11 protein-coding genes are annotated in these 15,089 nt (G+C 68.2%); 3 read left to right on the top strand and 8 right to left on the bottom strand.

What is annotated here, in order from left to right; genetic code table 11:
- Positions 1-243 precede the first annotated feature (243 nt).
- Positions 244-1,287, bottom strand: coding sequence for an enediyne biosynthesis protein UnbU (locus tag ABD848_RS14890; RefSeq protein WP_344972206.1), 1,044 nt, complete (start codon positions 1,285-1,287; stop codon positions 244-246).
- Entirely contained in the window at positions 1,284-3,188 is a 1,905-nt protein-coding gene (locus tag ABD848_RS14885; protein WP_344972204.1) for an FG-GAP repeat domain-containing protein, read from the bottom strand. The genes ABD848_RS14890 and ABD848_RS14885 overlap by 4 nt, the downstream gene beginning before the upstream one ends.
- A gap of 666 nt (positions 3,189-3,854) precedes the next feature.
- On the opposite strand from ABD848_RS14885, the gene ABD848_RS14880 reads away from it, so the two are divergent.
- The 3 genes from ABD848_RS14880 to ABD848_RS14870 all read left to right on the top strand — a co-directional run bounded on the left by ABD848_RS14880 (position 3,855) and on the right by ABD848_RS14870 (position 6,936).
- Positions 3,855-5,039: an acyl-CoA dehydrogenase family protein gene (locus tag ABD848_RS14880; RefSeq protein WP_344972202.1), complete on the top strand. Its 1,185-nt coding sequence runs from the start codon at positions 3,855-3,857 to the stop codon at positions 5,037-5,039.
- Between the two features lie 63 nt (positions 5,040-5,102).
- A complete protein-coding gene (locus tag ABD848_RS14875) occupies positions 5,103-5,534 on the top strand; it encodes an SgcJ/EcaC family oxidoreductase (RefSeq protein ID WP_344972199.1) in 432 nt (143 codons plus the stop codon).
- Between the two features lie 25 nt (positions 5,535-5,559).
- Complete coding sequence (locus ABD848_RS14870) at positions 5,560-6,936, top strand: FAD-dependent oxidoreductase (protein WP_344972197.1); 1,377 nt, start codon at positions 5,560-5,562, stop codon at positions 6,934-6,936.
- A gap of 269 nt (positions 6,937-7,205) precedes the next feature.
- On the opposite strand, the gene ABD848_RS14865 is transcribed toward ABD848_RS14870, so the two are convergent.
- The 6 genes from ABD848_RS14865 to ABD848_RS14840 all read right to left on the bottom strand — a co-directional run bounded on the left by ABD848_RS14865 (position 7,206) and on the right by ABD848_RS14840 (position 14,721).
- Complete coding sequence (locus ABD848_RS14865; RefSeq protein ID WP_344972195.1) at positions 7,206-8,456, bottom strand: cytochrome P450 family protein; 1,251 nt, start codon at positions 8,454-8,456, stop codon at positions 7,206-7,208.
- 138 nt (positions 8,457-8,594) lie between these two features.
- Entirely contained in the window at positions 8,595-9,749 is a 1,155-nt protein-coding gene (locus ABD848_RS14860) for an epoxide hydrolase family protein (protein ID WP_344972193.1), read from the bottom strand.
- Between the two features lie 131 nt (positions 9,750-9,880).
- Positions 9,881-11,257: a condensation domain-containing protein gene (locus ABD848_RS14855; protein ID WP_344972191.1), complete on the bottom strand. Its 1,377-nt coding sequence runs from the start codon at positions 11,255-11,257 to the stop codon at positions 9,881-9,883.
- A gap of 58 nt (positions 11,258-11,315) precedes the next feature.
- Positions 11,316-12,407: a 4-hydroxyphenylpyruvate dioxygenase gene (gene hppD, locus ABD848_RS14850; protein WP_344972189.1), complete on the bottom strand. Its 1,092-nt coding sequence runs from the start codon at positions 12,405-12,407 to the stop codon at positions 11,316-11,318.
- Positions 12,408-12,483: 76 nt separating this feature from the next.
- Positions 12,484-12,696, bottom strand: a complete 213-nt coding sequence (locus tag ABD848_RS14845) for an MbtH family protein (protein ID WP_344972187.1) — start codon at positions 12,694-12,696, stop codon at positions 12,484-12,486.
- 240 nt (positions 12,697-12,936) lie between these two features.
- The gene (locus ABD848_RS14840; protein WP_344972347.1) at positions 12,937-14,721 is read right to left on the bottom strand and encodes a non-ribosomal peptide synthetase; all 1,785 of its coding nucleotides are present in this window, start codon (positions 14,719-14,721) and stop codon (positions 12,937-12,939) included.
- Positions 14,722-15,089: the final 368 nt, after the last annotated feature.

Raw genomic sequence — 15,089 nt, 5'->3', positions numbered from 1 at the left:
CCATGACGGCATACATGGGCGCGTGAAGGCCCGAACCGCAGCAGCGGTTCGGGCCTTCGTCGTGTTGGCGGGGCATCGTCGCCCATCGCGGAAGCGGCGGCCACGCCCGCCGGAGACCGATCCTCCGGCGGGCGTGCCTTCGTCAGCTCGTGCCTCGATCGCTGCGCGATCTCACCAGCCTGCGGGGACGCTCACCCGCGTGTACCCGCCGCCTGCCCTCGCCGCGCTTCTAAAAAACAGCACTTAGCCGGTGGTGTCGGAGGTGGGCGCGCTCTGCCCGCCGGTGCCCGCGGTCGTGGCCCGGCCGGTGGAGTCCTGCTCGGCGCCCCGGGAAGTGGCCAGCAGGATCACGCCGCGCACCGCGCAGGTGATGACCAGGGCGAAGAACAGCCCGAAGACGATGTGGAAAGAGACCAGCAGTCCGTAGACGGCTGCCGTGCCCACCCCGAAGATGACCTGGTTGCGCCGGTTGGTGGGGGTGGTGCTGGGGTCGGTGATCATGTAGTTGGTGAACAGGATGAATGCCACGCCGGTCATCGGCATCAACGCCGCCAGCAGAGCGTGGTCCAGCACCAGCCACCGTAGGACGGCTTGGGCGGCGAAACCGCCGACCCACCCCAGGATCAGGGGCCACCTGCCGGTCAGGTTGGCGTTGAGCATGGTGCCCGCCATGAGGATGCCCAGCGGGATCAGCCAGTCCAGGGCGCCGAAGGTGTTGTTGGTGAAGTGGTAGGGCGGAGCGATGCCCACCCACGGGAACAGGATCAGCGTCACGGCGATCCCGGTGTTGGAGGGGTTCAGGACGTGGCGCCTGCGGCCACGCACGGTGACGCGGAAAAGGTATTTGCTGCCGACGGCGACGGCCACGGCGAGCAGGTAGGGCCACAGCGACTCGTTGCCCCACAGCAGCATGGCGCAGGCCAGCGAGGAGATGTGGGTGGGCAGCAGGTAGTCCACGAACTGCTGTGGTCCGCCGGTGTAGCCGGGGGCGCGGCCGTCGGCCCGGGCGTCAAGGGTCTCCAACAGCAGGTCGAGCACATAGCCCACCAGCACCGCGACGATGGGGGTCAGCGGCGACTGCTCGAAGCCGAGAAACAGGTGACCGAGCACGTTGAAGACGGTGATCGAGATCGCGAACATGCGCAGCGCTTTGAGGCGCTTGTCCACTGGCGGCGTGGCCGGCGCGGCACTGCCGTGCTCAGGGGGTGGGGTCGCTATCGAGGGGGCGTTGTCCTCGGGAGCGTGCTCGGCTGCGCTGGGCACGCCCCCCGGTTGGGTTGTCGTCATCGCAGAACCGCCGTTCCGTCGTCGTTGAGCTCGACCGTGCTGTCTCCGGGGGGCAGCTCTACCTGAGCTGATTGGACGTCACCGTCGGCGAGCCATTCGACGGTGACCGGCAGCGAGCCGGTGCGCGGGGCCGCCAGGTGCAGGGTGTCGTCGGAGACGCCGACGTGGCCGTTGCCGGGGAAGAGTTGGCGCCGCTGCTGTGGCAGATCGCCGGTGGGCGGGGCGGTGACCGTGGCGCCGCTGGCGGGACGGTGGGCGTCGCCGACGGCGGCCGGTGTGACCAGGTTCAGGCTGATGCCGGGGCGGGCGTCGGGGGCCTGGTTGAGCAGCACCCGCGAGTCCTGCCACTGGTTGGCGAGCACGGCGTCGAGGAGACCGTCGCCGTTGATGTCGCCGAAGGCGTAGGCGCGGCTCACGTCGGGCTCGTCGAGGCCGAGGGGTGCCGCCAGGTCGGCGTAGCGGCCCTCGGGGTCGCGCACCCAGAAGGGGTTGTGCTCGTGGCCGGAGACGTCGTCGCCGGGCTGGAAGTTCGTCCAGATCCACGGGTGCTTCAGCAACTGGTCGTTGCCCATGGCGATCTCCTGGAGTTCGGCCCAGCGGTCGATCTCACCGGCCAGGAAGCCGGTGGCCTGGAAGAGCTCGTCGGTGCCGTCGTTGTTGAAGTCGCCGGCTTTGACGTCCCAGGACCAGCCGCTGCGGGACAGTCCCAACGGTTCACTGTCGTCGTGGTAGGGGACTTCGCCCTCCAGCAACTGGGAGCCCTCGCCGGTGGGCACGAACGCGAAGTTGCTCTCATGCAGGGCGTAGGGAGAGGTGATGTTGCTGACGACGATGGTCGGGAGTTCGGCGTCGTCGGGGTAGGTGAAGGTGACGCCCATCCCCTTGAACGACCCGTTGCCCAGCACCTTGGACTTGGGTTCGGTGATGTCGCGGTCGTCGCGTACCAGGTCCAGCTCCACCTGCCCGGGCTCGGAGTGGTTGACGAGCAGGCTGTCGTTGCCGAAGTCGTTGGCGAGGTAGATCTCGGGCAGCATGTCGTCGGTGAGGTGCTGGAACCCGATCGCCAGGGTCCATGCGGTCGTGGCCTTGCGCGGCAGCGCGTTGCTGTCGTCGACCACGGTGGGCGGGGTGTCGGGTTCGCCGGTGGGGGTGGTCAGCAGGAGCTGATTGCGGCCCCCGTTCCGGGCCAGGCTCATGCTCTGCTGCATCTCCATGCGGTGGTCGTCGTCGGCCTCCGGGTCGAGCACTCGGGCGCCGTCGGGGAAGTAGTTGCCGACGAGGATGTCGAGATGGCCGTCGCCGTCGATGTCGGCGATGTTGGTGGCGGTGGTGTTCCACACCTGCATGGGTTCGACCAGCTCGTGGGCGGTGAAGTCAGCCGCGTCGGGGGTCTGGTCGGGGCCGGCGGTGTTCATGAACAGCACCGGGGAGCGTCCCCAGTAGTAGATGAGGAAATCGGTGTCGCTGTCCTCGTCGTAGTCGGCCGGGACACACCCCATGGGGGCCATCGTGTCGTCGTAGGGCAGGCCGGTGGGCACCAGTTCGACCACCGGGTATTCGGGGGCACCGCTGCCGGGGGCCGACCGCAGCGTGACGCTGTCATCGCGCGGATCGACCAGGCAGACGTCGGCGGCTTGGCCCAAACCGCGGAGGTCGGCCAGGGCGACGGAGGCGCCGACCGCGGAGATCCAGCCGCGGAAGTGCTCCAGCGCCGGGGCTACCTGACGTTCGTAGGCGGCGTCAGGGGGTGCCGAATTCAGGTCGAGAACGTCGAAGCCGTAGGGCTCGGCCATTTTGGCGGCCTCGGCTTCGGTCGGCGAGGGTCGGACGGTGAACGCGCCCATCACGGCGATGACGGCGAGCGCCACAACGACCGTCGCCCCGCGGAACAACAACCGCATTGTCTACCCCTAAGCATGGTCATAGAAATGATCGCCACTCATTGCGTTTCTCCGAGTCGGTCTTGTCGCGCGGTCTGGCTGCTGAGACTGCCGTCCGCGACTGCTCGCCCGGCGGATTCTTGTGTCGCCCCAGAACGGAAACGAGACGTTTAGACGTTTCGCCACCTCCGGAACGGTGTTTTCTTTCTTGTCGTCGCTACGGCCGGGAGGCACTGGGTCACTCGGCTCTACCAAACGATTAATAGCAACGACATAGATGGCCAGACAAGTAACACCGCCCTGAAGGGCAATCCGAAAGAAAACACCGGAGCGACGCTGTGCATTCCACTTCCGCGCCATCTCCGAGAAAAGTCGCAATCGAGGAGACGCACGCCTGCCGGGATCGGTGGGACGGTCTTAGGGAGCATCGACGAAGGATCGCAGTCGTGTCTACCGAGCGCGGAAAGGAGCTCCTCCGGTTCACGGTCAAGTGAATCTTCAGCACTACCGAATCGACGACTGCTGTCCCCAGATATCGGCGACCACACGTCGCTTTTTCGCGGCATGCCACGCCGTTGAAAAGCGCACTCCGGGCGACGCTTCTCGCGGTCCTTTTCCGCCACAGGCGGCGGGGCGCACGGCGCGCGCTTTCGATTCTTTCGCATGAATTCCCTGAGGAGGACAGACATGGTGCTGGCCACCGAACAGCCCACGCGGGAGGAGCTGGTCCGCCGCGTCTCGGACCTGGCGCCCACCCTGCAAGCCAGAACAGCCTGGTCGGAGGAGAACAGGCGCGCCCACGACGACTCGATCGCGGACCTGGCCGAGGCCGGGATCTTCAAGATGCGGGTGCCCGCGCGCTACGGCGGTTATGAGTGCGACACCCGCTCCCTGGTGGACGTGGCCACCGAACTGGGTAGGATCGACGGCTCGCTGGCTTGGACGGCGTCGGTGTACTGGATTCCGACCTGGATGGCCTGCCTGTTTCCCGACGAGGTCCAAGACGAGGTGTTCTCGACCCCCGATGTGCGGGTGTGCGGGACGCTGAGCCCGGGCGGGATGGCCACCCCGGTCGACGGCGGGGCCGTCGTCAACGGCAAGTGGGGGTTCATCAGCGGGGCGCCCCACAGCCACTGGCAGGAGATCATCGCGGTTATGCCCGGTGACGACGGCGAACCGGCGCCCGTTATGGCGCTGGTGCCGATGTCGGAGCTGCGGATCATCGACGACTGGCACACCTCGGGCATGCGGGGCACGGGAAGTGTCAGCACGGTGGCCGAGGACGTCTTCGTTCCCTCTGAGCGCATCCTCCCGCTGGGCGCCGTACTGCAAGGCCAGTCCGCCTCCGCGCACAACACCGGCTCCCCGATCTACCGCGTTCCGCTGCTGCCGGTGGCATCGGCGTCCTCGGTCGGTGCGGTCCTGGGGATGGCCAAGGCCGCTCGGGACGTGTTCTTCGAGCGGATGCCCAAGCGCACGATCACCTACACCAACTACACGAGCCAGGCCGAAGCACCCCTGACCCACTTCCAGGTCGCCGAGGCCACGATGCGGATCGACGAAGCCGAGTTCCACGCCCACCGCCTGGCGGAGATGGTGGACACCAAGGGTGTCGAGAACGCGACCTGGACCGTGGAGGAACGGGTGCGCGCGCGGGCCGACCTCGGCGCGGTGTGCCGCCTTGGCAAGGAGGCCGTTGACACCCTGGCCACGGCGAGCGGCGGTTCGTCGATCTACAACGACGTCGCGATGCAGCGGATCTCGCGCGACATGCAGGCCGTGAACCTCCACGCCCTCATGCACCCCAACACCAACACCGAGCTGTACGGGCGTGTCCTGTGCGGCTTGGAGCCCAACACCCTCTACCTCTAGGGCCGCCTCAAGCGCGTGGCGCCCCGCGTGTGCATCTCCCCCTGTTCAGCGAAGGAGACAAGTATGAGCATCGACAACTCCCCCGCAGCCATGACCGCCCCCTCCGAGGCCGACAAAGCGGCGGTGGCCAACCTCCCGCAGCGGATCGTCGCTGCCTGGAAAGCCCATGACGCCGAGGCGTTCGCCGAGGTCTTCACCGAGGACGCCACGATGATCCTGCCCGGCCTGTACCGGAAGGGACGCGACGAGATCCGCTCCTTCATGGCGGCTGCGTTCGCGGGACAGTTCAAGGGCACCCAGGTCACTGGAGACCCCCTGGACATCCGGCTCTTCAACGGCACGGCAGGGGTGGTGGTCACCCAGGGCGGCGTCTTGGCTCCCGGAGAGAGCGAGGTTTCCGACGAGCGCGCCATCCGGGCTTCGTGGGTGGTCGTCAAGGAGAACGGCGAGTGGAAGCTCGCCGCCTACCAGAACAGTCCGCGCGATGCCGCCTGAGCTGAGAACGGGGGAAGCTACCACGATGGACGACTCCACGGAAGATCGCGCGATCGTACTGGGCGGGAGCATGGCGGGGCTACTCGCGGCGCGTGTGCTCTCCGACTGGTACTCGCGGGTACTGGTGGTGGACCGCGACAAACTGCTCGGCGTCACCGAGGCGCGGCGCGGCGTACCCCAGGGTCACCACGTCCACGGTCTGCTGGCGCGCGGCCAGCAGATCCTGGACGAACTGTTTCCCGGCTTCACCGAGGAAGCCGTCGCGGCCGGCGTGCCCACTGGGGACCTCGGCGAGTTGCGCTGGTTCTTCGACGGACGCCGGCTCCAGCCGGCCAGCACTGGCCTGGTCTGCGTCTCCGCTGCCAGGCCGGTCTTGGAAAAACAGGTCCGCGACCGGGTGGCCGCACTGCCCAATGTGGCGTTCGCCGAGCAGCGCGACATCGTCGGACTGACGACGACACCGCGGGGCGACCGGGTGACCGGGGTGCGGGTGCAGCCACGGTCAGGCGGCGACGAGGAGGTGCTGGAGGGCGCGCTCGTCGTCGACGCCAGCGGCCGAGGGTCGCGGACTCCGGTGTGGCTAGAGGAGATGGGCTACCGGCGCCCCGAGGAGGAGCGGGTCAAAATCGACCTGACCTACACCACCCGGCACTACCGGCTGCGCTCCGAGGAGGCGTTGAACGGCGATCTGTCGATCAACCCGGTGTCGACGCCCTCCCATCGGCGGGGGGCGTTCTTCTCCCGCATCGAGAACGGTCGGTGCGTGCTGTCGCTCACCGGTGTTCTCGGTGACAGCCCGCCGGCCGACCCCGAGGGTTTCCTCGACTTCGTGCGTTCGCTGGAGGTCCCCGACGTCTACGAGGTGATCCGGGACGCCGAGCCCCTCAACGACCCGGTCTCCTTCCGGTATCCGGCGAGCGTGCGACGCCACTACGAGCGGTTGGAACAGTTCCCGGACCGACTGCTGGTGGTGGGGGACGCGGTGTGCAGCTTCAACCCGGTCTACGGGCAAGGTATGACCGTGGCCGCGATCGAGGCGACCATCCTGCGTAAGCATCTGCGGCAGGGCCGGCCGCCCCAGCCCATGCGCTTTCTCAGCGACGTCTCCGATGCCCTCGACGCTCCGTGGGACATCTCGGCGGGAGGTGATCTGGACTTCCCGGAGGTGGCGGGCAAACGCCCCTTGAAGGTGCGGATGGCCAACGCCTACATGTCGCTGCTGCGGTCGGCGGCCACGCGCGACGGGCAGTTGACGCGGGCGTTCATGCGGGTGGCGGGTCTGATCGATCCGCCGGAGACCCTCATGCGGCCGGCGATGATACTGCGCGTGCTGCGCAATGCCAGAGGCCGCCGCGAGCCGTCGGCCTCCGCACAGCGGGGCAAGCGGGCCGTGGACGCTTAGGACCGCGCCCACCCGCGGGGCGGCGGTGCCGGGAAAAGCCCGGCACCGCCGCCTTTTTCGGCTGCGCCGCCACACAGGGGGAGCGGGTGAGGGGGCGGTGGCTTGGCGGGCGCGCCATGGGTGTCGACAGTGGCGGCCCGCCGCCTACCGCGATCGGCCGCGGGAGCGGCAGGGCCGGCAGCGCGGCTCACCAGCGGCACCCGCCAGCGGGCGGGTGAGCCGAAAAGAAACCGGCCGGCGGGGCGCCGGCCGGTTCAGGTCGCAGGGACTCAAGCGGCGTCGGCCGCGGCGGGAACCGGAGAGGTCAGCCGCACCGGCAGTGTGCGGTGGCCGTTCATGATAAAGGTCGGCAGGGGCTGCAACCCCTCGGCGGGGGTGGCCAGCGTCATGTCGGGGAAACGCTCGAACAGGGTGGCGAGCCCCACGCGCGCCACCAGGCGGGCGATACCGGCGCCCAGACAGTAGTGGGGGCCGAGGCCGAAGGAGAGATGGCCTTTGTCGGTGCGGGTGATGTCGAAGTGGTCGGCTTCGGCGCCGTTGAGCGCCGGGTCGCGCCCCACAGCGCTGTAGTTGACCAGGATCGGGTCACCCTTCGGGATGGTGAGGCCGTCCAGTTCGATGTCCTCGGCGGCGTAGCGCAGCGGCAGGTGCGCCAGCGGCGACTCCACGCGCAGCGTTTCGTCGATGACATCGTCCCACGAGGCGTTCCCGCTGGTGACCAGTTCCCGTTGCTCGGGGTGGGTCAACAGCGCGGTGATGGCGTTGTCGAAGAAGTTGATCGTGGTCTCCGAGCCGGCGCCGAGGATGGCGAAGATGGTGTCGGTCAACTCGGCCTCGGAGAGCCGGGAACCGTCCTCGTCTCTGGCGGCGATCAGGTCGCTGGTGATGTCCTCGCCCGGCGACTCGCGCTTGGCGGCGATCAGCTCCTCCATCGCCCCTCGCCAACCGAGCAGGATCTCTTGGGCCTGATCGGGGGTGACGGTGGTGTCGACCATCATGTCGATGACGCTGGCGGTTTTGGCGCGGGCCTCCTCGGACATGCCGATCAGGTCGGCCACCAGGCGGGCGGGCAGCGGGTAGGCGAACTTCTCGCGCAAGTCCACCACCTCGCCGGGCTCCGTGGCGGCCAAGGCGTCGACGAGTTGGTTGGTCAGTTCCTCGACGCGCGGCCGGATGGCCTCGGTGCGGCGGGGGGTGAACGCCTTGCCGACCAACTTGCGCAGCCGGACGTGGTCCTTACCGTAGGCGGTGACCATGTTGTCCATCGCGACCCAACTGATCATCTCCCAGTCCGGGGGGATCTCGCCGTTGATGAAGGCCGGCCAGTGGTTGCGGGCGCTCTTGGTCACGCGAGGGTCGGTCAGCACCTGCCGGATGGCGGCGTGGCTGTTGAGGGACCACGCCAATACCCCGCCGGGAAGCTCGACCTGGACGGCGGGTCCCTGCTCGCGCAGGGTCGCGGCTTCGCCGTGGATGTCCTGGCCGGTCGTGTCGAGTGTGAAGGGACATTTGTTCGCCAAGGGTGTCTCCCCGATTTCGGTTGCGGGACATGGGAACGGTGCGGGAAAAGGGGTCGGCCCAGGAGGTCGCCGCGCGGCTCTCGTCGGAGGGCGCCGTCCCGAAGGCTCTTGCGCCTCGGGTGCTGGACCGTGCTCGGCTCACTTCAGTGAGCGGAAGAACGTGCGGACGTCGTCGACGAGTGCGGCGGGCCGCTCCATCGCGGCGAAGTGCCCGCCGTGATCGAACTCGGTCCAGTGGGTGATCGTCGGGATGTCGCGTTCGGCGATCCGGCGAACCGGCAAGAAGATGTCGTTCGGGAACACCGCCACGCCCACTGGTGCGGCGACCGGCGGCGGCACCTCTCCGGCCACCGCGTGGCTCATCGCCTCAGCTCCCTCGTAGTAGAACTGCGCCGAGGAGCCGGCGGTGGCCGTGAGCCAGTAGATGGTGACGATGGTCAGCATCAGGTCGCGGTCGACCGCCTCCTCGGGCGCCTTCTCTGCCTCGGTCCACTCCAGGAACTTCTCCACGATCCAGGCGAGCTGGCCCACCGGAGAGTCGGTGAGGCCGTAGGCCAGAGTCTGCGGCCGGGTGGCCTGGACCTTCATATAGCCGGAGAGCTCGGTGTCGAAGCGCCCCAGCGCGGCGAGGCGCGCCTGGTCGGACTCGCTGAGCCCGGCCAGCTCCTCGGGGTCGCCGGAGGGAAACGTCATGAGCATGTTCAGGTGAACGCCGACGACGTGTTCGGGGGCGACCCGGGCCAACTCAAGGGAGATCACCGAGCCGGCGTCGCCGCCCTGGGCGGCGTAGGACTCGTAGCCGAGGCGGCGCATCAGCTCGGCCCACGCCTTGGCGATGCGGTGGGTGTCCCAACCGGTCTGGCGCAGGGGGCTGGAGAAGCCGTAGCCGGGGATGGAGGGGATGACGAGGTGGAAGGCGTCCGCGGGGTCGCCGCCGTGGGCTCGAGGGTCGGTGAGGGGGCCGATGATGTCGAGGAACTCCGCAACCGATCCGGGCCAACCGTGGGTGAGCAGCAGCGGCAGCGCATCCGGCTCGGGCGAGCGAACGTGCATGAAGTGCACGTCCTCGCCGTCGATCTCGGTTATGAAGTTGGGGTACTGGTTCAACCGCGCCTCGACCGCGCGCCAGTCGTACGAGGTGCGCCAGTACTCTGCCAGCTCCTTGAGGTACTCCGGCGGCACGCCGCGGCTCCAGCCGACGTCGGGCAGGCCGTCGGGCCAGCGAGTGTTGGCGATCCGGCTCTTGAGGTCGTCGATGTCGGCCTGTGGAATCTCAATGGTGAAAGGACGCATGGTCCCCCCTTTGTTCTGGATGGTGTTCACCGCAGCGGAATTGTTTTCACATGTTCCCGGCGATGATCCTGTACTGGGAAAATGGTGAATGAAGGGACGGTGGTCCGGGGAGAGTGAGGGCGACGTGGCGCTCAGACTTCCTTGATGGATGCGTCGGGATCGGTCACCAGCGTCCGCAGGATCTCGCGGAATTGTTCGACCATTTCCCCGATCGTGCTGTCGTCGTATTCGCCTTTGTTGAATTTGATGTTGCCGAACATCCCCTGGGAGGAGTCGATATCGAGCGTCCACAGCACCCCGTTGGGAATGTCGGAGCTGACCGACTGGGAAAGCAGCCTCTTGCGCACCTCGGAGTACTGGACGTCCCCGACCGTTTCCGCCTCCATCGTGAAGGGGTGCTGAAAGACCTGGATCGCTGAGACGGCCACCCCAGGCTGGGCGGCCGGAGCCATGATGTCGGGGGCCTCGGCCAGGATCTTCGCGAACGGGATGTCGTTGGTTTGGGCTTCCAAGCAGGTGGAACGCGAGCGAAGGACGACGTCGCGCAGCGTCTGGCACTCGGTGAGATCGGTTCGCAGCGGGATGAAGTTGAAAAACGGCCCCACCGTGTTCTCGAATCGGGCATCTCCCCGGCCGGAGCTGATCGTGGGGACGACGACGTCGGGAGTGCCCGTGCGCTTCCACAACAGGAGGTTGTAGGCGGCGAGCAAGACCATGAAGGGCGAGCTTCGCGCGGCGACGGCGAACCGCAGGGTGGCGGCCGTGAGCTCCGGGTCGATCAGGAACCGGTGGGTGGCGGTGGAGCCCAGCGCGGTGTCGGGCTCGGCGCGATCGGTGGGCAGCGGCAGCATTTGCGCGCCTTGCAGTTTGGCGCGCCAGTACTCCCGGGGGCCGGCCGTGGTCTCTTCAGTGACGGTGTCGCGCTGCCACTTGGCGTACTCCCGATACTGGCGCATCTCGGGCAGGTCGGGTCCGCCGTAGCCCCTGCGGGCGGCGTAACAGGCGGCGAGGTCACGCATGATCAGCAAGAGGGACCAGCCGTCGGCCACCGTGTGGTGGACCAGCAGCGCGAGGACGGCGTCACGGTCGTCGAAGCGTCCCAAAGCCGCGCGCAGCAAGGGGATGTCGCGGACACTGTGCTGGAAGGACTCGACCTCGTTGAGGAACTCCTCGACCTGCTCCTCGCGGTTCTCGGGGGCGCCGTCGAGATCGCGCACCAGCAGATCGGGCGGGCTGGGAGGCAGGATGCGCTGATACCCGCCTCCGCCCTCGCGCACGATCGAGGTGCGAAGCGCCTCGTGGTGGGTCACCACGTCGCCCAGCGCCGCGCGCAGCGTGTCGATGTCGACCTCGCCGTGCAGCCGCCAACCGCGGACCACGTGGTACATGGGGCCGAAGGGCCCCACCTCGCCCTCTCCGGCGAACATGCACAGGAACTCCTGGCTGAAGGAGAGCTCGACCTCGTGCTCCGGGGCGTTCGGTGCGTGGGGGGTGTCGGTGGCGTTCATGGAGTGCTGCCCTTCGGTCGGTGGTGCGTCGGGGTCGGATCGGGGCCGTCGCCCTCGCTCATGCCGCGTCCCCGTCCTGGGCCCGCTGGGCTTCGACGGCCTCGTAGAGCGCCTTGATGTTGCCGCTGCCGAAGGTCTGGGCGCCCATCCGTTCGATGAGTTCCACGAAGAACGTCTTCTGGGGGTGGATGCTCTGGGAGAAGATCTGGAAGAGCTGGCCGTCCTGGTCCTCATCGACGAGGATGCCGAGCCTGCGCAGGTCGTCGACGGAGTGCCGAGACAGCGTCAGCCGATCGGCGAGCATGCTGTAGTAGGTCTCAGGGGTGTTGAGGAAGTCGATGCCGGCGGCGTTGATCGCCCCCACCGACTCCACGATGCTGTCGGCGGTGAAGGCGACGTGCTGCACACCGGCGCCGCCGTGGTTCTTGAGGAACCCGTCGATCTGTCCCGGTTCGCGCGAGACGTCGGGCTCGATCAGCGTCAGCGTCACGGCGCCGGAGCGGCTCTGGACCACCTTGGAGTTCATGGCCTGGGCGCCGACGACGATGCGCTCGGTGAAGACCATCTCGAAGTCGAGGAGGTGTTCGTAGAACTCCACCGTGGGGTCCAACTGCCCGGCTTCCAGGCACACGGCGAAGTGGTCGACGTCGCGCAGCCCGGAGTCCCAGCCCGGTGCGGCCGAGTCGTCGGCCGGACGCAGGCCGGGCAGCGGCTGTTCCTCCGCCTCCGGGGAACGCTGGACGAAGGTGTGCGCCACGTCGGCGAAGCCCATGATCGTCGCCGTGACGATCCCGCCATGGTTGACAGGCGGGGCGACCGGACGCGCCCCCCGGCTCATGGCCTCGTTGAACGCCGCGGTGGCGTCGTGCACGCGCAGCGCGATGTCCGCCACCCCGTCGCCGTGGCGCTCGACGTAGGCTCTGCCGGGGTGGTCGTTGAGCAGGGGCTCGGTGAGGACCAGCCGGATGCGTCCCCGGCCAAGGCCCACCGAGCGGGCCTCGGCGGCGGTCTCCGACGGAGCGGTGCCGGCCTGTACGGCGAAACCGTAGCCGTCGACGAGCCACTCCTGGGCCGCCGCGATGTCGTTGACGTAGAACCGGATGTGGTCGACGTTGATGTCTTCGAAGGCCGATCTGGTCGAGTTGGCCATGGGGCGTCGCTCCATTCGATGGCGAATTGGCAGGTGGGGGTGGTGAGGGAGTGTTCGGGCGCGGGGCAGCCCGTGGTCAGGAGGCGCCCCTGCCGGCGGGAGTGCCGCCAGGTCTGATATCGGTCCAGTGGGCAGTCACGTACTCCAGGCAGGCTTCGCGCTCAGCCGGGCCGTAAACGGCGGTCCAGCCCGCCGGTACGGAGGAGGAGTCCGGCCATAGCGAGTGCCGGCCTTCGGCGTTGACCAGGACGGTGTAGCGGCCGGGAGTCTCGTCGAAGGGGTTGGTCATCGCGGTGCCTTTCGGTTGGGGACGGGCTCGCCGCCGGGGCCGGTTGGGGACTGGGCAACGGTCTCGTCGGGCCACCCGAGGGATAGGGGCACGAAAAGCACCAGTGGGCGACGCCGAGGGAGACGGCCCGGCGGGGCCAGGGCGGTGGAGGGGATGGACCGGGCGGGGGCGCCGGCTCTTCAGCCCAGCTACGGGGCACTGGAGGTGGCGGCGCCCACACCGCGGCAAAAAGGAGCGCCTCTACTGGCCGAGCTGTGGTGCGCTGGTACCTGCCTCGACGATCTCCTGGTCGACGTGTTTGGCCAGCAGGGAGACGGTGGGAGCGTCGAAAAGCACCTCGATTCCCAGCTTCAGCCCCCATTCCAGCTCGATGCGCAGGAGCAGACGCATCGCCAGTAAGGACTGGCCTCCCAGCTCGAAGAAGCTGTCGTCGATGCCCACCGGCCGGGTCACCCCCAGCACCTCGGCGAAGACGGTGCACAGGGTCTGCTGCGTGGGGGTGTGCGGGGGACGGTAGGCCGACGACCGATCGAAGTCGGGGGTGGGCAGCGCCTTGCGGTCCACCTTGCCGTTGGGGGTCAGCGGTAGGGCCGTCAACACGGTGAACGCCGCCGGCACCATGTAGTCCGGCAGTCGAGCTTGCGCGTAGGAACGCAGGTCGGCGATGTCGAGCTGTTCGGAGTCGGTGACGACGTAGGCGGCGAGCCGTTTCTCGCCCGGCTCGACCTCGTGGGCGGCGACGGCGACCTGGGACAGTCCGGAGTAGGCGGTCAGAGCCGCCTCCACCTCGGCTAGCTCGACGCGGAACCCGCGGATCTTGACTTGGTCGTCGCCGCGTCCGACGAAGTCGAGGAGCCCTGCCGGGGTCCAGCGCGCGAGGTCGCCGGTGCGATACATCCGCTCGCCCGAACCGGTGAAGGGGTCGGCGACGAAACGCTCGGCGGTGAGGTCGGGACGGCCGAAGTACCCGCGCGCGACGCCGATTCCGGCGACGTAGAGCTCTCCCACCTCGCCGTCGGCGACCGGGGCGAGTTCCTCGTCGAGGACATAGGCCCGCATCCCCTCCATCGGACGACCGATCGGCACGATGGCGCCGAGGTCGGAAGGATCGGTCATCGGCGCGTGTGTGGCGAACAAGGTGGTCTCGGTCGAGCCGTACATCGCGCGTACGAGCAGGCCGGGGCATGCCTCCATCACCTGCTGCACCGCCGCCGAGGAGATCACGTCGCCCCCGGTCATCACCTCACGCAGCCCAGCGAGGCACTCCGGTGCCTCGTCGGCCACCACGCGGAAGAGTCCCGCCGTCAGGTGGACCGCGGTGATCTCCTCGTCGCGCAGGAGCCGCCGCAAGGTGGCGACATCCAGCTCGCCGTGCGGGGCTACGACGATGTGATGACCGTGCAGGAGCTGCACCCAGACCTCGTAGGTGGACACGCCGAAGGCGTAGGGGGCCACCATGAGCACCCGCTCGTGGTGACCGTTGCGCCAGCACGGCTCCGCCACCAGGCCCATCACGTCGCGGTGGGTGACCGCGACGCCTTTGGGGGTCCCCGTCGAGCCGGAGGTGTACATCACGTAGGCCAACTGTTCGGGGGAGGCGGCGATCGCCGGGTCGGACTCTGGCAGCGTCGCCGTCTCCTCATCGGTGTCGACGATCACGGTGGGGCCGCTTTGGGGCAGGCCACGCTTGCGCATCGCCGAATCGGCCAGCAGGATGGGCCGGTCGGCGTGGTCGACGATCCACTGCATGCGCTCCAGCGGGTAGGCACTGTGCAGCGGCAGATAGCACGCGCCGGTCTTGACCACCGCCAGGAACGCCACCACCACATCGATCGAGCGTTCCATCAAAATCGCGACCGGCGCCTCTTCTCCCGCGCCCAGCCGCAACAGCCGGTGCGCGAGCTGATTGGCACGCCGATCCAACTCTCGATACGTCAGGCGAGTATTCCCAGCGGAAATAGCCACCGCATCCGGTGTTTGGCTCACCTGAACGGCAAATCTTTCTTGGATGGAGGCGGATAGCATGGTCTTCTCCAATCCGTTCATTCCTTGGAGCCACAAAAACCGCCCCGACCGAGCTCACAACGCGGTTCTCGTTCAGCTATGCAGTTAGGCTGACAGTTCTCCGCGGGAAGCGGCATCTCCCGGATTGCCCTGTCCCGGTGAACGAACCGGCGGTACGGCCGGCCCGCTCGCGGTCGGGACAAGGCCGGGCACGGGTGCGCCGCCCGAGCGGTCCAGCCGCACGGCGGCGCGGTATTGGCTCGCCCAGCGGGCACCCACCCTCTCGACTGGTACGGGGGCGGAAGGCAGAATGACCTCTGGCGTAGGGCTTCAGGGCACGACAGCCGGAGACCGCGGCGAACCCCTGACCGCCCGGACGGCACATACGA

Source organism: Salinactinospora qingdaonensis (genome assembly GCF_039539445.1).
Taxonomy (GTDB): domain Bacteria; phylum Actinomycetota; class Actinomycetes; order Streptosporangiales; family Streptosporangiaceae; genus Salinactinospora; species Salinactinospora qingdaonensis.
The sequence above is the reverse complement of the archived record's forward strand: the minus strand, read 5'-3'. Positions and strand labels throughout refer to the sequence as shown.